The 16,153-nt window shown below is 47.5% G+C and carries 20 protein-coding genes; 6 read left to right on the forward strand and 14 right to left on the reverse strand.

What is annotated here, in order from left to right:
- Positions 1-544, reverse strand: a 544-nt coding sequence (locus tag H6F80_RS14000; protein WP_190792150.1) for a transposase, incomplete at its 3' end; no start/stop codon positions are given.
- Between the two features lie 598 nt (positions 545-1,142).
- On the opposite strand from H6F80_RS14000, the gene H6F80_RS14005 reads away from it, so the two are divergent.
- Genes H6F80_RS14005 through H6F80_RS31320 form a run of 4 tightly spaced genes read left to right on the forward strand, consistent with a single transcriptional unit; the run spans position 1,143 to position 3,627 of the window.
- On the forward strand, positions 1,143-1,925 hold the full coding sequence (locus H6F80_RS14005; RefSeq protein ID WP_190792151.1) for a ParA family protein: 783 nt from the start codon (positions 1,143-1,145) through the stop codon (positions 1,923-1,925).
- Positions 1,894-2,493: a hypothetical protein gene (locus H6F80_RS14010; RefSeq protein WP_190792152.1), complete on the forward strand. Its 600-nt coding sequence runs from the start codon at positions 1,894-1,896 to the stop codon at positions 2,491-2,493. Before H6F80_RS14005 ends, H6F80_RS14010 begins: the two co-directional genes overlap by 32 nt.
- Positions 2,494-2,547: 54 nt before the next feature.
- On the forward strand, positions 2,548-3,423 hold the full coding sequence (locus H6F80_RS14015) for a PDDEXK nuclease domain-containing protein (protein WP_518523581.1): 876 nt from the start codon (positions 2,548-2,550) through the stop codon (positions 3,421-3,423).
- Between the two features lie 12 nt (positions 3,424-3,435).
- A complete protein-coding gene (locus tag H6F80_RS31320) occupies positions 3,436-3,627 on the forward strand; it encodes a hypothetical protein (protein ID WP_518523582.1) in 192 nt (63 codons plus the stop codon).
- 124 nt (positions 3,628-3,751) lie between these two features.
- Here the strand turns inward: H6F80_RS31320 and H6F80_RS14020 are convergent, their stop codons facing one another.
- The 9 genes from H6F80_RS14020 to H6F80_RS14060 all read right to left on the reverse strand — a co-directional run bounded on the left by H6F80_RS14020 (position 3,752) and on the right by H6F80_RS14060 (position 9,867).
- Entirely contained in the window at positions 3,752-4,570 is an 819-nt protein-coding gene (locus tag H6F80_RS14020; RefSeq protein WP_190792153.1) for an SDR family NAD(P)-dependent oxidoreductase, read from the reverse strand.
- A gap of 626 nt (positions 4,571-5,196) precedes the next feature.
- Positions 5,197-5,334 carry a hypothetical protein gene (locus H6F80_RS14025; protein ID WP_190792154.1) on the reverse strand — a complete coding sequence of 46 codons (138 nt, stop codon included), beginning with the start codon at positions 5,332-5,334 and terminating at the stop codon, positions 5,197-5,199.
- Between the two features lie 249 nt (positions 5,335-5,583).
- Positions 5,584-6,393: a DUF8832 domain-containing protein gene (locus H6F80_RS14030; RefSeq protein WP_242067354.1), complete on the reverse strand. Its 810-nt coding sequence runs from the start codon at positions 6,391-6,393 to the stop codon at positions 5,584-5,586.
- A 398-nt stretch (positions 6,394-6,791) separates the two neighbouring features.
- Positions 6,792-7,205: a MerR family DNA-binding protein gene (locus tag H6F80_RS14035; RefSeq protein WP_190792156.1), complete on the reverse strand. Its 414-nt coding sequence runs from the start codon at positions 7,203-7,205 to the stop codon at positions 6,792-6,794.
- Between the two features lie 233 nt (positions 7,206-7,438).
- Positions 7,439-7,960 (reverse strand): DUF1349 domain-containing protein, encoded by a 522-nt coding sequence (locus H6F80_RS14040; protein WP_190792157.1) that lies wholly within the window; start codon positions 7,958-7,960, stop codon positions 7,439-7,441.
- 52 nt (positions 7,961-8,012) lie between these two features.
- A complete protein-coding gene (locus tag H6F80_RS14045; protein ID WP_190792158.1) occupies positions 8,013-8,192 on the reverse strand; it encodes a hypothetical protein in 180 nt (59 codons plus the stop codon).
- Between the two features lie 33 nt (positions 8,193-8,225).
- On the reverse strand, positions 8,226-8,849 hold the full coding sequence (locus H6F80_RS14050; RefSeq protein ID WP_190792159.1) for an FMN-dependent NADH-azoreductase: 624 nt from the start codon (positions 8,847-8,849) through the stop codon (positions 8,226-8,228).
- A gap of 50 nt (positions 8,850-8,899) precedes the next feature.
- Positions 8,900-9,361 (reverse strand): DMT family transporter, encoded by a 462-nt coding sequence (locus tag H6F80_RS14055; RefSeq protein ID WP_190792160.1) that lies wholly within the window; start codon positions 9,359-9,361, stop codon positions 8,900-8,902.
- Between the two features lie 17 nt (positions 9,362-9,378).
- Positions 9,379-9,867, reverse strand: coding sequence for a DMT family transporter (locus tag H6F80_RS14060; protein WP_190792161.1), 489 nt, complete (start codon positions 9,865-9,867; stop codon positions 9,379-9,381).
- Positions 9,868-10,023: 156 nt separating this feature from the next.
- On the opposite strand from H6F80_RS14060, the gene H6F80_RS14065 reads away from it, so the two are divergent.
- Positions 10,024-10,524, forward strand: a complete 501-nt coding sequence (locus tag H6F80_RS14065) for a MarR family winged helix-turn-helix transcriptional regulator (protein ID WP_190792162.1) — start codon at positions 10,024-10,026, stop codon at positions 10,522-10,524.
- 33 nt (positions 10,525-10,557) lie between these two features.
- Here H6F80_RS14065 and H6F80_RS29900 read toward each other — a convergent pair whose 3' ends face one another.
- From H6F80_RS29900 to H6F80_RS14080, 3 genes are all read right to left on the reverse strand, one after another.
- Entirely contained in the window at positions 10,558-11,481 is a 924-nt protein-coding gene (locus H6F80_RS29900) for a cupredoxin domain-containing protein (protein ID WP_190792163.1), read from the reverse strand.
- A 184-nt stretch (positions 11,482-11,665) separates the two neighbouring features.
- Positions 11,666-13,924 carry a heavy metal translocating P-type ATPase gene (locus H6F80_RS14075; RefSeq protein ID WP_190792164.1) on the reverse strand — a complete coding sequence of 753 codons (2,259 nt, stop codon included), beginning with the start codon at positions 13,922-13,924 and terminating at the stop codon, positions 11,666-11,668.
- Positions 13,925-13,933: 9 nt separating this feature from the next.
- Positions 13,934-14,128 (reverse strand): heavy-metal-associated domain-containing protein, encoded by a 195-nt coding sequence (locus H6F80_RS14080; protein ID WP_190792165.1) that lies wholly within the window; start codon positions 14,126-14,128, stop codon positions 13,934-13,936.
- A gap of 287 nt (positions 14,129-14,415) precedes the next feature.
- Here H6F80_RS14080 and H6F80_RS30390 point away from each other — a divergent pair, with 287 nt between their 5' ends.
- Positions 14,416-14,820 carry a recombinase family protein gene (locus tag H6F80_RS30390; RefSeq protein ID WP_277879152.1) on the forward strand — a complete coding sequence of 135 codons (405 nt, stop codon included), beginning with the start codon at positions 14,416-14,418 and terminating at the stop codon, positions 14,818-14,820.
- Between the two features lie 284 nt (positions 14,821-15,104).
- On the opposite strand, the gene H6F80_RS14090 is transcribed toward H6F80_RS30390, so the two are convergent.
- Positions 15,105-16,025 (reverse strand): AraC family transcriptional regulator, encoded by a 921-nt coding sequence (locus H6F80_RS14090; RefSeq protein WP_190792167.1) that lies wholly within the window; start codon positions 16,023-16,025, stop codon positions 15,105-15,107.
- Positions 16,026-16,153: the final 128 nt, after the last annotated feature.

Raw genomic sequence — 16,153 nt, forward strand, 5'->3', positions numbered from 1 at the left:
CCTGCGTGGCCATGCAGGTGACTTGTGGCAGCGCTGCCTTCAACAGCGGTGATTCATTCCGATTGCCAGGAGCCGAAACAAATGGGGCGATGACATTGCAGTTGCGATCACAGCAAGCAACCACTTTGTCTCCTTTGAGGTGTTTGTGTCCGCTGTATCCGAGATTATCACCTCCTTTCTTCGCCACAGTCGTCGTTCCATCGCCATGAATGACGCTGATGTCGAGATGACCCTTCCGATGCAGCAGTGACACAGACTTGGCAAAAATCGCATCAAAACAGCCCTGAGCTTCAAACCGGTGAAAGGTGCGGTAGATTCTGGTGTAGTGAATTTCTGGTTGCCCATCCTTGTTCTTTTCGATGGGCAATTCTTTCCACTGACATCCGAGGTGCAACAGTTTCAAGATGTAGTTGAACATCACATGAAAACCGAGCTTCGGCTGCGGACCACGAATTCCCATTTTCAGATGGGGCAAGACAAATTCCTGGAACTGCTCTAAGGTCAAATTCGTAGGAATCGCTTGCCAGGATTTAGATTCAGCCATCACTCCTCCAATTCTCATCCAGCTAAAAAGGCTTGTGTCACTTTAGCTTGAGTCGATGAAAGTTGAAGCAGATAGAGGCTTCCAGACAAATTCACCCAGAGAGCAAAACCCGCAACCAGTTGAAGGTTATTTTCTCTAGGCATTACTAAACTGCCAGTCATGCCCGATATCGCGATGTTCAGCCATGATTCCTCTTAGCTAGTTCAGACAAGCTGCGTAATTGGTCCGCCACCATTGCTTGAACTGATCCCAATCCTCCCTGGAATTAGGCAGCTAATCCTTAAGTTCTTTAAGAGACTGCTTGAGTACAGGATCGTGGTCTAGGTCTAGGTCGAGGGCACGGGCGGGGCAAAGCAACCGATTTACTGCACGGAGACGACAGCGAATCGGACGAGTAGCAGCTGAGCATGGCAGCACAGTTCTCCAATTCTATACCTGAAAGGCTCTGCTGCCTTTACCTCTAACCATCTTGACTTGTTAGATTGCTCTATTCCTGACTTGTTGACTTGTCATACTTACATAAAGCTGACTTGCTATACATCCTGACTTGTTGTATTTATAGGTTGCTAACCTGCAAACAAGTTGGAGGCAAGGCTTGATGAAAATTGCCGTCGCTAACCAAAAAGGGGGCGTAGCGAAGACGACTTCTGTGATTTGCCTAGGGGGAGTGCTGATTAAAAGCTGCTCTTGCCTCGCGATCGACTTTGACCCACAAGGGAACCTGACAACCGGGCTGGGGGTTGAAGTGACAGAAGGTCAGCTCACCACCTACAACGTGATTACAGAACGTTCTTCTGCAAAGGAAGTGCTAGTTCCTACACGATCGGGCTTGACTCTACTTCCCTCTGATATTTCCCTTGCCAGTGCTGAGCCAGAGCTGATGTCTAAGATCGGAAACTTCTTTTTGCTGAAGGAAGTGCTGGAGCCGATCGAGAGTCAGTTTGACCATATCCTGATTGACTGCCCACCGAGCTTAGGGCTACTGACGGTCAATGCTCTAGCAGCAGCGGACGCTGTTTTAATTCCAGTGCAGTGTCAGTTTTTTGCCCTCAAAGGTTTGGCTGCTCTGTTGGAAACGATTCAAAGTGTCCAAAAGCGACTTAACCCAGACCTAAAGATCCTGGGAGTCCTGCCGACGATGGCGGAGCGGAATACCATCATGACTCAGGATGTGCTGACTTCACTCAAGGGTCGACTGAAGGACATTCCTATATTCGACCCAGTTCCCAAGTCTGTTAAGTTCCCAGAATCCAATGTTGCTGGGGAGCCAATTCATACCTACGCCGATGATTCCAAACTGGTGAAACCTTACCAGACGATCGCTAACACAATCATGGAAGTTCAGAGCAATGGCGCAAAGAAGAGCAAGGTTAAGCGATAACGACCCGCTTTCGCCAACCGATCGAGTGTTGGCAGGGTTTGAACGACATAGCAAGAAGACAAGTCAACTTGTTAACCAGCCAGAAAGTCAGGTAGATGCTAGCGGTGTTGGTCAGCAAGAAAGCAAGCTAGTAAGTCAGGAAGTTGAGAACCCTACAAGTCATCAAGTCAACAAGTCAAAAATTCAGGAAGTTGAGAAGCCGATTGCCGAAGAAGTTAACCAATCAACAAGTCAGAAAGCTGTAAAGTCATCCAGTCAGGTTGCTGTAAAGCCAGAGGAACCATCTGCTCCTATTCCTGCACCTGATCCTAAAGAAGTCAACCAGCCAACAAGTCAACCAGCTAGCAAGCCAACCATTCGCAAGGCAACATTCCAGATTAGCGATGCTGTTCTTCAACAGCTAGATACCTTTCACCTTCAGCTTCAGCTTGAACTGGGGAAGGCGAACGCTCCCTATAAAGAAGTGATTGTCGAAGAGGCGATCGCCCGGATTTTGACCCAAGCTCTCAGCGATCGTGCCAGCCTCATTACTACACTGCAAGAGCGACAGCAGCAGCGCGAGGCGTAGGGTTTCCCTTGTGCGGATGAAGGTTTGGTACTGAATGGATTACTACTTTAGGCAATGGCTGAACTTTTCAAGGGTGGAAGTGAATACGAACGCTTCCTGCGGGACTTAAAGGAGCGGATACGATCGGCTCAGGTACGTGCTGCTGTATCGGTGAATCGAGAATTAGTGCTACTTTACTGGCACATTGGACGCGAGATTTTGGTCCGTCAGCAGCAGCAGGGCTGGGGTGCGAAGGTCATTACTAAGTTGGCGAAGGACTTAAAGGCGGCATTCCCAGAAATGAAGGGTCTATCTCGCACCAACCTTCTGTATATGAGGGCATTCGCTGAGGCTTACCCAGATGAGCAAATAGTCCAGCAATCTGCTGGACAAATTCCCTGGTTCCATAACTGCACCCTACTCGATAGGGTTAAAGACCCAGACGCGCGGATGTGGTACGTCGAACAAACTATTAAAAGGGGGTGGAGCCGGGCTACATTGATCCATCAGATCGATCGCGGCAGCTACCAGCACCAGGGCGAGGCATTAACCAATTTCAAGGCAACTCTGTCTCAGTCTCAGTCAGACCTGGCGCAGCAGGTCTTGCGCGACCCGTATAACTTCGACTTTCTCAACCTGGGTAAGCAGGCGCAGGAGCGGGATCTCGAAAATGCCCTGGTGTCACACATCCGCGAATTCCTGCTGGAGTTGGGGATGGGATTTGCGTTCATCGGCAGTCAGTTTCCGATCCAAGTCAGTGGCAAGGACTTTAGGATCGACCTCTTGTTCTATCACTTCCGGCTGCATTGCTTTGTGGTTGTTGACCTAAAGACTGTTGAGTTTACGCCAGAGTTCAGCGGCAAGATGAATTTCTATGTGAGTGCGATCGATGAAATCCTTCGTAGCCCCCAGGACAACCCGACAATCGGGATCATCCTCTGCAAGACCTAGGACAAGACGATCGTGAAGTATGCCCTGCGCGACGTAAATAAACCGATCGGGGTTTCAACCTACCTGCTGCGAGACGTGCTGCCAGAGACGCTGCAAGGGGAGCTGCCGACGATCGAGGAGTTAGAGACGCAGCTCAATATTTTGAATGTGGAGATTGAGGACGGCATCAACGTAGAAGTTGAGGAGCTAGGGGACAGCGAATAACCTTCTACTCATCCCTACTGCCGAACAATTCATAAGTTATAGCGATCGCAGATGATGTGGATCAAGCTGCTTGTTTTTGGGGGCTAGTCTCACTCCTCGCTAGCCCCTGTTTTAGCAGACTACTCTAGCGTGAGTTAGCTCCAACTTCTCTGAGCCTTTCGAGGTGACGCTCTTCAGACAAGGGAGCCGCTAACTTTGAAATCTTCTCCATTAGACAAGGAGCAAAACGGTTTCCCCACACGGCAAGATGGCTTTGCCATCCCACCACAATCTCTGTCGAGTCCTTTTGCAGTCCCACCACAAGGGAGTGAGCCACTTTTTGGGGAGTGGTCGGCACTACCCATCGAAACCACTGAAAGTTCTTTACCATGTCCGTATCCGTTAGAGAAGGCAGAAGGGCAATCACCCGGATATTGTGAGCCGATAGCTCACTCCGCAGAGCTTGAGTAAACCCCAAAATTGCAAACTTCGTTGCCGAGTAGGTTGCCATCGTTGGAGCGGCAATCTTCCCCATCAGGCTGGACACATTGACGATCGTTCCTTGGCGCTGCACAGCCATCCGTCGGGCGATCAGTCGAGTCATCGTGTACATCCCCATCAAGTTAATTGCCATCTCTTCTTGAATATGCGGCAGTTGAGACTGCAAAAAGGGGGCTTGATAAGCAACTCCAGCACAGTTGACAAGCAGATGAACGGGTCCATAATCTCGCCAAGTTTGAGCGATCTTGATGCTCACCTCAACAGGCTGCGTTAAATCCAACGCGAGCGGAACAGCTTCGGCACCGAGATCTGCGATTTCTGCTGCGACTTCAATTAGGCGTGAATGAGTCCTTGCCACTAAAATGATTCGCTGTGCGCCTTGTTTGGCAAACTCTAGGGCGATCTCACGTCCAATGCCACGAGAAGCGCCCGTAACAAGAACGGTCTTTCCTTGAATATTCATGTGAAAGCCTCCGACGCTGAGATTTAGGGAGTCCTCAGCCTTTGCTGAACGAATAGAGGGTGTAAAAAAGCTGAGGAAGTCTTTACGGAAAATTGAGCTACGGCGAGCTAGATCGATTCACATCTATACTGCCTTGTCGTTCCACAGTGTACTTCTGGGATTCAGGGAATGGGGTTAGAGTCCAGGATGTAAAGCATAAGACATAACTCCTAGATGCAAGAATCAACCAGTGATCATTCGACTTGCACACGCTAACAAAGGGATCAAGTTGCTGCAATGTTTATTAACAAAAAGCTCAAATTGTGATGTTTCGCTATAAAAGCTCTCAGAATTTTCCAGTTTGCAAGCAGGGGCGACCGCTCCGCGCAGCCGCCAAAGGCAGATCGCTCCTTCTAACCTCGTGGAGATTGCCCAAACTTCAGAGCATGCGTCGAGTTTCAAATCAGAACGGCTCTTACTCATTTTTGGTAAAAAGCAGGGGCGATCGCTGGTTTCACAACAAAGCTTCGAGGTTTCAACGCGCCTCCACATTGCAATTTACCCAAAGTGCGTAAGAACCCAAAAAGCGTATTTATCTCTACCTGAAATCCACTCAACTAGACGATCGACCATGCCTGACTTCCCCACTAGCCCTGTTCTGCCGATCGTGATCGTACCCATCGAGGGTGGAAAGAAGGAGGAACCCCGGCGATCGGAACCGCCTGACTTACGCCATTGGCAGATCGATGAATTTTTACGGCAGACCGGAAAGGCAGAGAATACACAGCGTTGCCGGAGCGTTCAATGTTGCTGGCGCAAGACCCAAGGAATAAGGGGTAGTGTTCTAAAACGTTTGAGAGTGAGAGCCATCGGCAATTCTTGGGCAAGGATAACGGGGCAAGTCTAGAACTGAACAAAAGCTGAGAAGCAGTATTGCAGGTAAGTATAAAATCAGGATGAAATTTCAGCCCAAACCATTTCCTGCTAGTGGCTAGGCTACGGTGCCAAGGAGACAATCAGCTTTTTGGGTTCTACTAAATAACCTCTACCCAAAAATCAGCCGTAATAATTTCGCTATTACGGTTAAACTGTCCCCACAGTTTGTACCTTCCGGGCTGAGGAAATTGAGTGGCAAAGTGAATTTGGTTTGCTGGTGTATTCTGCACGGCATGAGCATGAATGTAGTTTTCTCGCGTTAATGCAGGAGACTGACGCAGAATCACTAGATGCCCCTTTTCACCGAGATAAGGTTGTAAATCAGTGATGGGTTGATGACTAGTTGCATCTTGCAGGTGAAACCGTAGAACAACCTCTTCCCCTGCTCGGAGCGTTGCTTGAGTTGAAGCAAAACCAACAATAGTTTCATTAAAGGTTTTGGTACGGCTCCAATTGACTTGAGCAACAGAAGTATCGTCTCCAGCAACACGGGTTTTTAATACAGAAACCTGTTCTGGCTGTCCTGTAGGTTGGTAATCGCTGAACAGTGTGTAGCCGCCGGACTGAGGAAACTGTGCTTCAACCTCAAATTGTCCATTACCTTTGTACACAGGATGAAGATGCTGAAAGACTTGCAGATCGTCGCTGACAGCGATCAAGTGCATCATCTTCTCTTGAAACTGGTCGAATTGAGCAATCGCTTCTCCGTTCTCATCCTGTACATTAATCTGAAGGATGGTAGGAATATTAGGAGTAATTACACCAGTTGTTGTAAGTTTTGCTTGAGTTGATGCAGAAGTGTTTGCATGACCATCGCCATGCTCACCATGACTTGCGGTGTAAGTTGTGGAATGGCTGTGATTCGTTTCTTCTGCGTGAGCCGCATTTGGGTGAGTTGTCGTTGTCATAGTAGGTTCCTCCTTGACTTGAGCGAGTTGTGTACAACCTTGAACAATTGATAAAGTCGCGACGATAGCGCTCGCAGTTGCTATGCGATTCATTCTTGACTCCAGCTGTAATTTGATAAAAGGAATATTGTGAGGAGTAATAGAGAGTAAAGATTCTCTTTAATAAATGACAATGGAAACTGTTGAGTCGTGTTGATAATGTTGCACTCACCGCTTTTTACTCTTGTCGTTATCCTAGAATCTCTAGCTGGCTGGAGAGTCAAGCCCCCAGTCAAGAATTTCCTGACTGCTGAATCAAGCTTGCTTATCAACCACAATTCAAATTCAACAGAAAACAGTCCATGGGTTCTATGAAAAACCTCATGGACTGGTACTTTTATCAGAAGTAAGGGTCTATTCTAAACTCGTTCAATAATCGGACAAATTGTTTCTTCAGGATGTTCGGGCAGGGCCTCCCAATTGGATAGAAGCCCATTTAATTCCTGTTTGAGAATCTGTAATTGTTGAATCTGCTGCTCGATCTGGGAAAGCTTGTCTTCTAATTTTACTTTGATCTGATCACACGGTAAATCCCCTTGATCATGCACCTCTAGAAACTCTTTAATCTCTAACAGGCTTAAACCTAACCCCTGGGCGCGCTTGATAAACCGTAAACGACCAAATACATCTGAGTTGAATAATCGGTAGTTGCCCTCTGTTCTGCCAAACGTCTTGAGCAATCCCAACTCGTCGTAATAGCGAATGGTTTTGATCGGCAGCCCACCCTCTTTCGCTACTAAACCAATTCGTTTCAAGGTTTCTTGAGCTAACATAACAACCTCACCAATGCAATAGTTTTATCCTAAACTCTCCAGCTAGCTAGAGAGTCAAGCTCTATTGATGCTAATCTGTTCAAGGATTTTAATGAGGAAGAACAGCAGCAGAAAGCCATTGGAGAGATCGCGGTTGAAACCCTAGTTCTCGTTTTGCTCTAGCGTTCGATGCCTCTCTTAACTTCAGGTTGCTGCTTGTTCCCCCATGTTGGACGCTTGAACACACTTTGCTATTATGGAAAGCCCTCAAAAGAAGCTTCAAAACCATCGCCATCGGGGGAAGCGCACATGATGCCCGCTTGAATCTTATCGCTGGGTAGATAGGTCAACCTAAACAGTCTATATTCTAAAGTGTCATCTCGGTAAGAGATGTGAATGGCTTCCCGGCGACGTTCGACTCGCAGGTGTAGGACTTCGGGCGGGTTGAGTAGCGGAATCATAGACCAGTCGGAATAGCCGTGGGTAACGACAGCGCTCAGATTTTGCACTTCATCGACAAACTCAATACCAGTTTTTATCCAATGTTTTTCGTCAACCCGGAGCATGATTCCAGCCTGATCATAGAGATTTTTGTAGTTCCCATGAATGCCAACCTCCATTACAAAATCAGTGCTAAAGGTATCGAAGTAAAAGTGACCTGAGTCGCGAATGAAGCCATAGTGAGTTGTACGCCAAAAGTCCGTTTTGGGAGAGGTTTTAACGATCAGCCTATTACTTGAATGGAACCATTCAGTCGGTTCATTGAGCCATTGCATGGAATACCTCCAGTGTATATGTATGATTGTTTAGGGTTGCCAAAAATTTTCATCACTGACTTTCCTGAATACTGGTGATTCTATCCAGCAAGGCTGTACGAACCTGTTTCAAACTATCGCTTTGTTCTTCTATTTCTTCTAGCTGAACTAACAGCATTGCGAGAATTCTGCGATCGCCTTGTAGATGCAAAGCAGGCTGCCATGGTTGAGTTTGAAAAAGCAGGTTGTTCATTGGCTCACTCCTGAAAACGGTTTGGGCTATCCATTACCAAGTCTTGGCTAACTCCATCAAACGAGCGATCGCTGTCTCAGTTGCTTGTTGCTGCATCTCGCCCCCCATTCCTTGATAGGGAACTTCGACGTATTCCACATCCTGAATGCCCAAAAAATTCAAGATGAACTGTAGGTAGGGCACACAAAAATCCATTGCGCCTGCTGGCGTTCCGGGAGCGTAGCTGCCAGTACGAGAACTGATAATGAGAGCTTTCTTTCCGGTTAGTAAACCATTAAAGGTTGCGGTGTCACGGTTGTACTCCACGGTACGACCCACGCGAATAATATTGTCAAAGTAGGCTTTTAGATTTGCAGGAATTCCGAAGTTATACATGGGAACCCCAAGCACAATGCAATCGGCTTCAAACAGTTCAGCAATCAAGGTATCTGATTCTACCAACAATGCCTTTGTCTCTTCCGTTTGGTCTGGCAATGGGGTCAGATTGGCTGCAACCCAGTCAGAGGTGATCAGAGCAGGCGGTTGTTGTCCTAAATCTCGCAGTTGGTGCTGAGCTTCAGGATGAAAAGACTGCCACTGGTAAATGAACTTGGAAAGAAGAGTACGAGAAACAGATCGCTCTTGACGAACACTAGACTGAACTTCTAACAGTTGCATGGCAATTCTTCGATAAGGTTGACTAAGTACAAAAATGGTGTGAATCGGATCTAATTAGAATGCTGACGATCGAGCTGAGTTAGAGCGATCGCTATAATCAACAAAGCAATGGCAAAGACTCTAGAGAAATTGAGCGGATGAGTTGGAACACCAAACCAACCAAACTGATCAATGACAAGAGACATAATCATTTGACTACAGACCACCGCTAAGGTTGCTGTCGTTAAGCCGAGTTTTGGGACGGTTAATGTACTTAAGCTGACAAACGTAGCGCCTAGCAATCCACCTAAAAACGCCCACCAGGGAACGTTAGCGAACTGTTGCAGATTGGGCAATTTGAAAAGTCCTGATGCAATCAAGAGCGTTAAGATGCTGAACCCAACTAGAAAGTTAATTGCAGTAGCAGCAATCGGAGAGTGTAACGTTTGCTTTAGGCGAGCATTCGCAGCCGACCCGATCGCTAAAAAACTACCCGCTGAACCTGCACCAACGATTGCTAACAAAATATCCATAATGCACAAGGAATGAATTACTGCGCCAAAAAGAAAATCGCGACCATTAACAGACCAACTGCAACGCGACGATAGCGAGTTAGGCGATGCCGAGGTAGTCCCAACCAACCAGAATGATCGGCAATAATGCCTGCGATCGCCTGTCCAAACACAACAAATCCCAGCGTTAATGTTGTGCCTAGCGTAGAGATGAAATAAGCACTGGAGGCAATGTACCAGGCCCCGAAAACACCTCCAGCCAAACTCCAATGAGGTGCTTTCGGTAACGCAAACCAATCAGGATGATCAAACCGTTGCGTGAGCAGCAAAATAGCTAATGCCAAGAAGCCAACCAGGTAAGAAACGCTAGCAGCCAAAGGAGCAGAAGTCAGCGATCGCGCTAACTGTGCATTCATGCTGGCTTGAATCGGTAGCAAAACGCCACTTAACAGCGACAACAAAAGATACAGGCAAATTTGACAGCGAAACCAGAGGCTCCGCGATCGCAACAGCGGTAAGAAGCTCATAACTGAAACAGGGGGTGAGTGAATTGCAGCGAGGGAGATCCTGAAATCTAGAGCGTTAACGAGCAGAAGATTTGGAACTCATTTTTTATCTTGATATCAAGATAATTGAGGTAAAGATAAAAGTCAAGAATCTCGATATCAAGATATAGTAACCTCATGAAACACGATCGCATTGATGATATTTTGGAGCAATGGCAACGCGAGTCTCCGCAGCTAGATGTCTCTGCTCTTGCAGTGACAGGGCGAGTCATGCGGATTGCTCGTTTACTGGAAAAGCACCGAGAATCCGTCCTGGCGGAATATGGGTTAAACGTCTGGTCGTTTGATATGTTGGCGACGCTGAGACGACAGGGACCACCCTATCAACTCAAACCAACCGATCTCTATGAACTGCTGATGCTTTCATCAGGGGCGATGACTAACCGAATCGATCGCCTAGAACAAGATGGGGTTGTCGTTCGCATTCGTGATCCAGAAGATCGGCGCAGTGTCAGTGTGCAACTGACTTCCAAAGGAATTGAACTGACGGATACCGTCATGCCTGTTCTGTTTGGACGAGAAAAACAATTTCTAGAGCAGTTTACGAAGATGGAGGCTCAAATGTTGACGAAATTGTTGCGTCAGTTTTTGTTGGTATTTGACACGAATAGCAGGTGACACACTCTTACTTTCTGCTTGTTTGTGCCAAACTTAAGCGACTGCCTTCTCAGGATTAGAGTGTTGAGGCGCATGAACTTCAATCACCCCGCGATTCATCTTCATGCCACACATAAACTCATATTCGCCAGGTTGCTCCGGTATAAACTCAACCGTCGTGGTTTCAGGCTCAAAGTCAACGGCGATCGCAAAATCTGGAATTAACAACTGGTCATAGCAACTGCTGGAATTTTGGCGATCGAATTGCAAACGAACAGGATGTCCCGCTTCAACGATGACTCGCTTGGGTTGATAACCCCTAGCAACAGTAACTTTAGCCTCTTGAACGCCTGCTGGAGTTAGAGTAGCTGCAACACTAGATGTAGAATCTGCTGAGCTTTCAGGGTGATGAGTTAGTGTAGAAACCGAGGTAATTGGGGCAGCAGCAACTGGCTCTCTAGACTGTACTTCCACCACACCTCGGAACATATTCATGCCACAAGTGAACTCGTATCTACCGGGTTTGTCAGACGTGAATTCGATCGCTGTCACCTGATTGAGTGGTAGATCTTGAGCGATTCGGAAATCAGGGAGCCGGACTTCCTCTAAGCAACTGCTGGGATCTTTGCGATCGAAGTTTAATCGTACAGGTTGTCCTGCTTGCACAACAATTTGGCTCGGTTCGTAACCACCATCAACAGTAACGGTAATTTCCTGAACGCCACCTTGGGTCGCGGCTTTACGCGATTTTGGCTTGCTTAGCAGAAACCACCAAAGTTCTAACCCAATTAACCCTAACCCCCCGGCAGTCACAGTTCCTTTCACCCACAGCGGTTGGTCAATGCGTTGAAACTCTCCAAGCTGTTCTCTAGTCTGCATCTCTTCGTGAGACATTTGGGCGATAGCTGCACCAGAGGTTGTTCCCAGTACCACGCTCAGAGTTGCAATACCGCCCAAAATTGCTGATTGCTTAATCATTTGAATACCTCCTAAATTGCTTCTACGATCGTTCCTGAAAGAACGCCTAATAAAAAACCAAAGCCTGCTAATGTGCTGAAGAATGTGATGTGTTTGAGCATGGTTATCTCCTGAGTTGCGTAGTTGGAGGTTAGTGATCGGTAACTGGCAATCGTTGAATTTCTCGCCGATTACCGATCGTCACCTATCGGTTTCCAACGGGTTTGAAGTTCCGCAATCGCAAAGCATTCGTTACGACAGACACTGAACTAAATGCCATTGCTGCACCCGCAATAATTGGACTGAGTAACCAACCAAAAACTGGGTAAAGAATCCCTGCGGCGATCGGGATGCCAGCCACGTTGTAAATGAAGGCGAAGAACAGGTTTTGTTTGATGTTGCGAATCGTGGCACGGCTTAATTGAATTGCAGTCAGGATGCCTTGTAAGTCACCAGAGATAAGCGTGATGTCACTAGCTGCGATCGCCACATCCGTTCCAGTTCCGATCGCAATTCCCACATCGGCTTGAGCCAGAGCAGGGGCATCATTAATGCCATCCCCTACCATTGCAACTATCTTGCCTTCAGACTGAATCGTTTCAACGGTTGCTGCTTTTTGATCCGGACGAACTTCGGCAAAGACTCGTTGGATTCCGACCTCACGGGCAATGACATTCGCAGTCCGCTGGTTGTCACCCGTGAGCATCACTACCTCTAAGCCCATTTTTTGCAGGGTGCCAATCGCAGTCACAGAGGAGGGTTTGACTGCATCGGCAATGCCCATAATGCCTTCAACTTTTCCATCCACCGCAATCCAGATCACCGTCTTGCCTAGAGATTCCAACTTATCCCACTGTTGCTGCAATGCGCTGGTATCAACTCCTAACTCATTCATCCAACGGTGAGTACCAATTTGAATCCAACGGTCAGAAACATAGCCCTGTACGCCACTTCCGGCAATTGCTTCAAACTCTTGTACGTCTGCTACCTCAACCCCTTGAGATTGAGCATATTGCACCACAGCTTCTGCTAGAGGATGTTCAGAGTTTCGTTCAACTGATGCAGCTAATTGCAACAACTTAAGTTCATTACTGTTGGCTGTACCATTAACCGTGACGTAATCTGTGGTGGTAGGTTTGCCTTGAGTAATCGTGCCTGTTTTATCCAGAACGATTGTTTGCAGCTTGTGTGCTAACTCAAGGCTTTCCGCCCCTTTGATCAGAATGCCATTTTCCGCCCCTTTGCCCGTGCCAACCATAATTGAGGTGGGTGTAGCAAGACCGAGGGCACAAGGACAAGCAATGATCAGTACACCAACGGTTGTAATCAACGCCATTGTCACGTTGCCCATAATATTGAACCAGAGAATGAAGGTGAGAATGGCGATCGCAATCACCGCAGGCACAAACCATCCCGTGACCTGGTCAGCAAGGCGTTGAATCGGAGCTTTTGAACCTTGAGCTTGCTGCACCAGTTTTACAATTTGGGCGAGAAACGTATCTTTGCCCACTCGTGTTGCCCGGAACTGAAAGCTTCCCGTCCTATTGATGGTGGCTCCGATCACTTCATCGCCAGGATGCTTCTTCACAGGTAGGCTCTCACCCGTCACCATTGCCTCATCGATCGTCGAGGAACCTTCTACAATTTCGCCATCGACCGGAATTTTTTCACCAGGGCGAACAAGGACGATATCTCCGAGAACTACTTCAGCGATCGGAACATCCACTTCTCGACCATTGCGAATCACTCGTGCGGTCTTCGCCTGTAATCCCATGAGCTTCCGAATCGCTTCTGAGGTTTGTCCTTTTGCCCGGTTCTCTAGCAATCGTCCGAGCAGGAGCAAAGCAATGATGACCGCAGCCGCTTCAAAGTACACATTAGGTCGAAGTGCCTGAGTAATGAACCACTGGGGATTGAAAGTGGGAAATAGGGAATATAGATAGGCAGTGCCTGTACCAACGGCAACCAGAGTATCCATCGTGGCAGTATGTCGTTTCAATGCTTTCCAGGCATTGATAAAGAACCCACTGCCTGCCCAAAATAGGACTGGAGCCGTTAGCACAAGCTGGAACCAGGGATCGTGCAGCCACATGGGGATGAAGGGAATTGGTAAGCCCGTCATGGCAGGCAGCGAACCAATCACCAAGACCGCACTGATCACACCGCTAACCCAGACTCGACGGGTTAGCTTTTGGTTTTCCGCTTGGCGTTCACGCCGTTCAGCATCATCTTCAGGAGCAAGCACATCATCTTGGATGGGGAGAGCCGAATAACCTGCTTCATCAACCGCTTCCTGGATTGCAGCAACATCTGTTTTGCTTGGATCGTAGGAGACGGCTGCCTGTTCCGCTCCAAAATTGACATTGCACGCTTCAACCCCAGGAACAGAACGAATTGCTTCCTCAATGTTGTTGGCACAGGAGGCACAACTCATCCCTCTCAGTTTTAAGGTTGCGTTTTCCATGTAAACCTCCTATGCGACGGTATAGCCAGCAGCGGTGATAGCTTGTTTAATAGCTGTCTCGGTGGCTTGTGTTTCAATATTGACCTGTTTAGTTTTGGTGTCAGCTTGAACCGTAGCAGCAGGGTCGATCGCCTTCACGGTTTGAGTAATTGTGTCGCTGCAAGCTGAGCAAGCCATGTTGAGAACCGTGAGTTGAAAAGTCATGATTGGAACCTCTGAATTCGCTATGACTCCATGTTCCAGTGTCTAGCCCACTGGAGAGTCAAGAGGGTAATAGCAACTTTGGCTAGTCCGCCTTGAAAACAAATTAAGTTCAATTTGTGGATTGCTTGTCATAGATGACGTAAAGCGCATGTCCTCTCACAGACGAACTAAGATTTATACCTTTTGAAAGACCATAAATTTCATCCTGATTTTATTTTTCTCTACCACTATTACAACTTGTAATAAACAAGCTGTAACTGAAAAACTACAGCTTGATCATTCTGATGATGGAAAAAGCAAGAAAAAAGATAAGAAGAATAAGAAGAAATAGCTTTCAATTGACCTATTTTGATAACGTAATCGCCTTCTCTGCTCTTGATTTCGTTGACGAAGTACTGAGGAGTGATATGACAGTTGGGAGTGTAAAACAAAGGGCCGGATACTGTTGGCGAACCTCAATTGGGATCACATCAGCTATTTTAGAAGCAAATCTTTATATTGCTCAGGGTGAATTGCCATGTCCCTCGCGTTTGAGCCAATCCCTCCCGTTCCTCATGAAACGGTGTTTTCATATGTTTGGGGCGCTGGCGGAGTTTGAGCGGAATTTAATTCGGGAACGAACTCAAGCAGGGCTACAAGCGGCAAGAGCCAGAGGCAGGAAAGGGGGACGACAGCAAAAGTTGACTGCATAAGAGATTGAGATTAGACGATCGCTGGCAGCAGACCCGAAGCGATCGGTCACGTCAATTTGTGAACATCTTGGAATTAGTCGTCCGACCTACTACCGCTACATCAGTCCCGAAATGAGCAACATTGCCGAAAATAACCCTTGAGCGATCGGGTGTAGTATATTCAAACGCTTATTCCACCAAGGTCGGGATTAGATAAACTGCTAAACTAACTCATTTTCGGCAATCATAGAGGTGGTAACGTTCTTGATCAGCGGTTGTAAAAGACTTTGCAGCTCCACCAATCCTCAGGCAACTCGTAACCGCTCAACATCCTTCATCGGTGGCGTGCCAAACATGCGGGAGTATTCGCGACTGAACTGAGAAGGACTCTCGTAACCCACTTGATACGCCGCCTGGGTTGCATCCGCATTCTCAGTCAGCATCAACCGCCGGGCTTCCAATAGCCTCAACTGCTTCTGATATTGCAACGGACTCATCGAGGTCACTGCCTTAAAGTGCCGATGAAATGTTGCAGAAGACATCCTCGCTTGCTTTGCCAAATCATCCATGCTCAATGGTTTTGTAAACTCAGCTTTGATCTGGTTAATCACCGCTGCAATGCGCTGCATATGGCTGCCGGAGGTCGCAATCTGCCAAACCGCTTCGTTCTGCTCGCTCATCAAAAGACGATAGTAGAGTTCGCGAATCATCATCGGTGCCAGGAATGGAATATCCTCGGGCGTATCCAGCAGTCGTGCGAGGCGGGTGGCACATTCAATCAACGGGGCATTTACATCGCTCACGAATAAGCCTCTCACTGAACTTTCTTTCTTATCTGGACTACGCTGAAGTTGGTCGATAATCTCCCAAAGCTGGGTCGCATCCAGGCTTAACTTAAAGCAGAGATACGGCTTATCCGGTGTCGCTTCGACAATATATCCACTCAGCGGCAGATCGACTGTGACTACAAGATATTGAGCCGCACCATAGTGATAAGTTTCTTGACCTAGTAGGGTTTCTTTTTGACCCTGAACAATAATGCAAAGCGTTGGTTCATACACCGCGCGAAGTGCAGTAGAAGCTGTAGATTCCCGCATGAATTCTAACTGCGGGATCGCCGTTGCATGGGTACCGTTTCCTTTGCCATCCGTGTGGCGGTTCACTAATTCCGCTAGTGCTTGACAAGCATCAATCGTCGTCTTGCGCTTTAGGGCTTCATCTGCCATACCCAGTCCTCGTCAATGCTTAACGGCGTATCGTGAGACATTCCTCTCATCGTTTTGCTGTACCTATTATAGAGAAAATTTTTGAGCACCACCTTGCTGGCTGAGAAAATTAGGCAAGAACCTGCAAA

The organism is Leptolyngbya sp. FACHB-711, from assembly GCF_014695615.1.
Taxonomy (GTDB): domain Bacteria; phylum Cyanobacteriota; class Cyanobacteriia; order Elainellales; family Elainellaceae; genus Leptolyngbya_A.

Excerpts from the sequence above, each read along its gene's own strand:
- H6F80_RS14005 (WP_190792151.1), top strand. The coding sequence starts at position 1,143 with ATGAAAATTGCCGTCGCTAACCAAAAAGGGGGCGTAGCGAAGACGACT.
- H6F80_RS14010 (WP_190792152.1), top strand. The coding sequence starts at position 1,894 with ATGGCGCAAAGAAGAGCAAGGTTAAGCGATAACGACCCGCTTTCGCCA.
- H6F80_RS14015 (WP_518523581.1), top strand. The coding sequence starts at position 2,548 with ATGGCTGAACTTTTCAAGGGTGGAAGTGAATACGAACGCTTCCTGCGG.
- H6F80_RS14020 (WP_190792153.1), bottom strand. The coding sequence starts at position 4,570 with ATGAATATTCAAGGAAAGACCGTTCTTGTTACGGGCGCTTCTCGTGGC.
- H6F80_RS14030 (WP_242067354.1), bottom strand. The coding sequence starts at position 6,393 with ATGACAACGACAACTCACCCAAATGCGGCTCACGCAGAAGAAACGAAT.
- H6F80_RS14035 (WP_190792156.1), bottom strand. The coding sequence starts at position 7,205 with ATGTTAGCTCAAGAAACCTTGAAACGAATTGGTTTAGTAGCGAAAGAG.
- H6F80_RS14040 (WP_190792157.1), bottom strand. The coding sequence starts at position 7,960 with ATGCAATGGCTCAATGAACCGACTGAATGGTTCCATTCAAGTAATAGG.
- H6F80_RS14045 (WP_190792158.1), bottom strand. The coding sequence starts at position 8,192 with ATGAACAACCTGCTTTTTCAAACTCAACCATGGCAGCCTGCTTTGCAT.
- H6F80_RS14050 (WP_190792159.1), bottom strand. The coding sequence starts at position 8,849 with ATGCAACTGTTAGAAGTTCAGTCTAGTGTTCGTCAAGAGCGATCTGTT.
- H6F80_RS14055 (WP_190792160.1), bottom strand. The coding sequence starts at position 9,361 with ATGGATATTTTGTTAGCAATCGTTGGTGCAGGTTCAGCGGGTAGTTTT.
- H6F80_RS14060 (WP_190792161.1), bottom strand. The coding sequence starts at position 9,867 with ATGAGCTTCTTACCGCTGTTGCGATCGCGGAGCCTCTGGTTTCGCTGT.
- H6F80_RS14065 (WP_190792162.1), top strand. The coding sequence starts at position 10,024 with ATGAAACACGATCGCATTGATGATATTTTGGAGCAATGGCAACGCGAG.
- H6F80_RS29900 (WP_190792163.1), bottom strand. The coding sequence starts at position 11,481 with ATGATTAAGCAATCAGCAATTTTGGGCGGTATTGCAACTCTGAGCGTG.
- H6F80_RS14075 (WP_190792164.1), bottom strand. The coding sequence starts at position 13,924 with ATGGAAAACGCAACCTTAAAACTGAGAGGGATGAGTTGTGCCTCCTGT.
- H6F80_RS14080 (WP_190792165.1), bottom strand. The coding sequence starts at position 14,128 with ATGACTTTTCAACTCACGGTTCTCAACATGGCTTGCTCAGCTTGCAGC.
- H6F80_RS30390 (WP_277879152.1), top strand. The coding sequence starts at position 14,416 with ATGGAAAAAGCAAGAAAAAAGATAAGAAGAATAAGAAGAAATAGCTTT.
- H6F80_RS14090 (WP_190792167.1), bottom strand. The coding sequence starts at position 16,025 with ATGGCAGATGAAGCCCTAAAGCGCAAGACGACGATTGATGCTTGTCAA.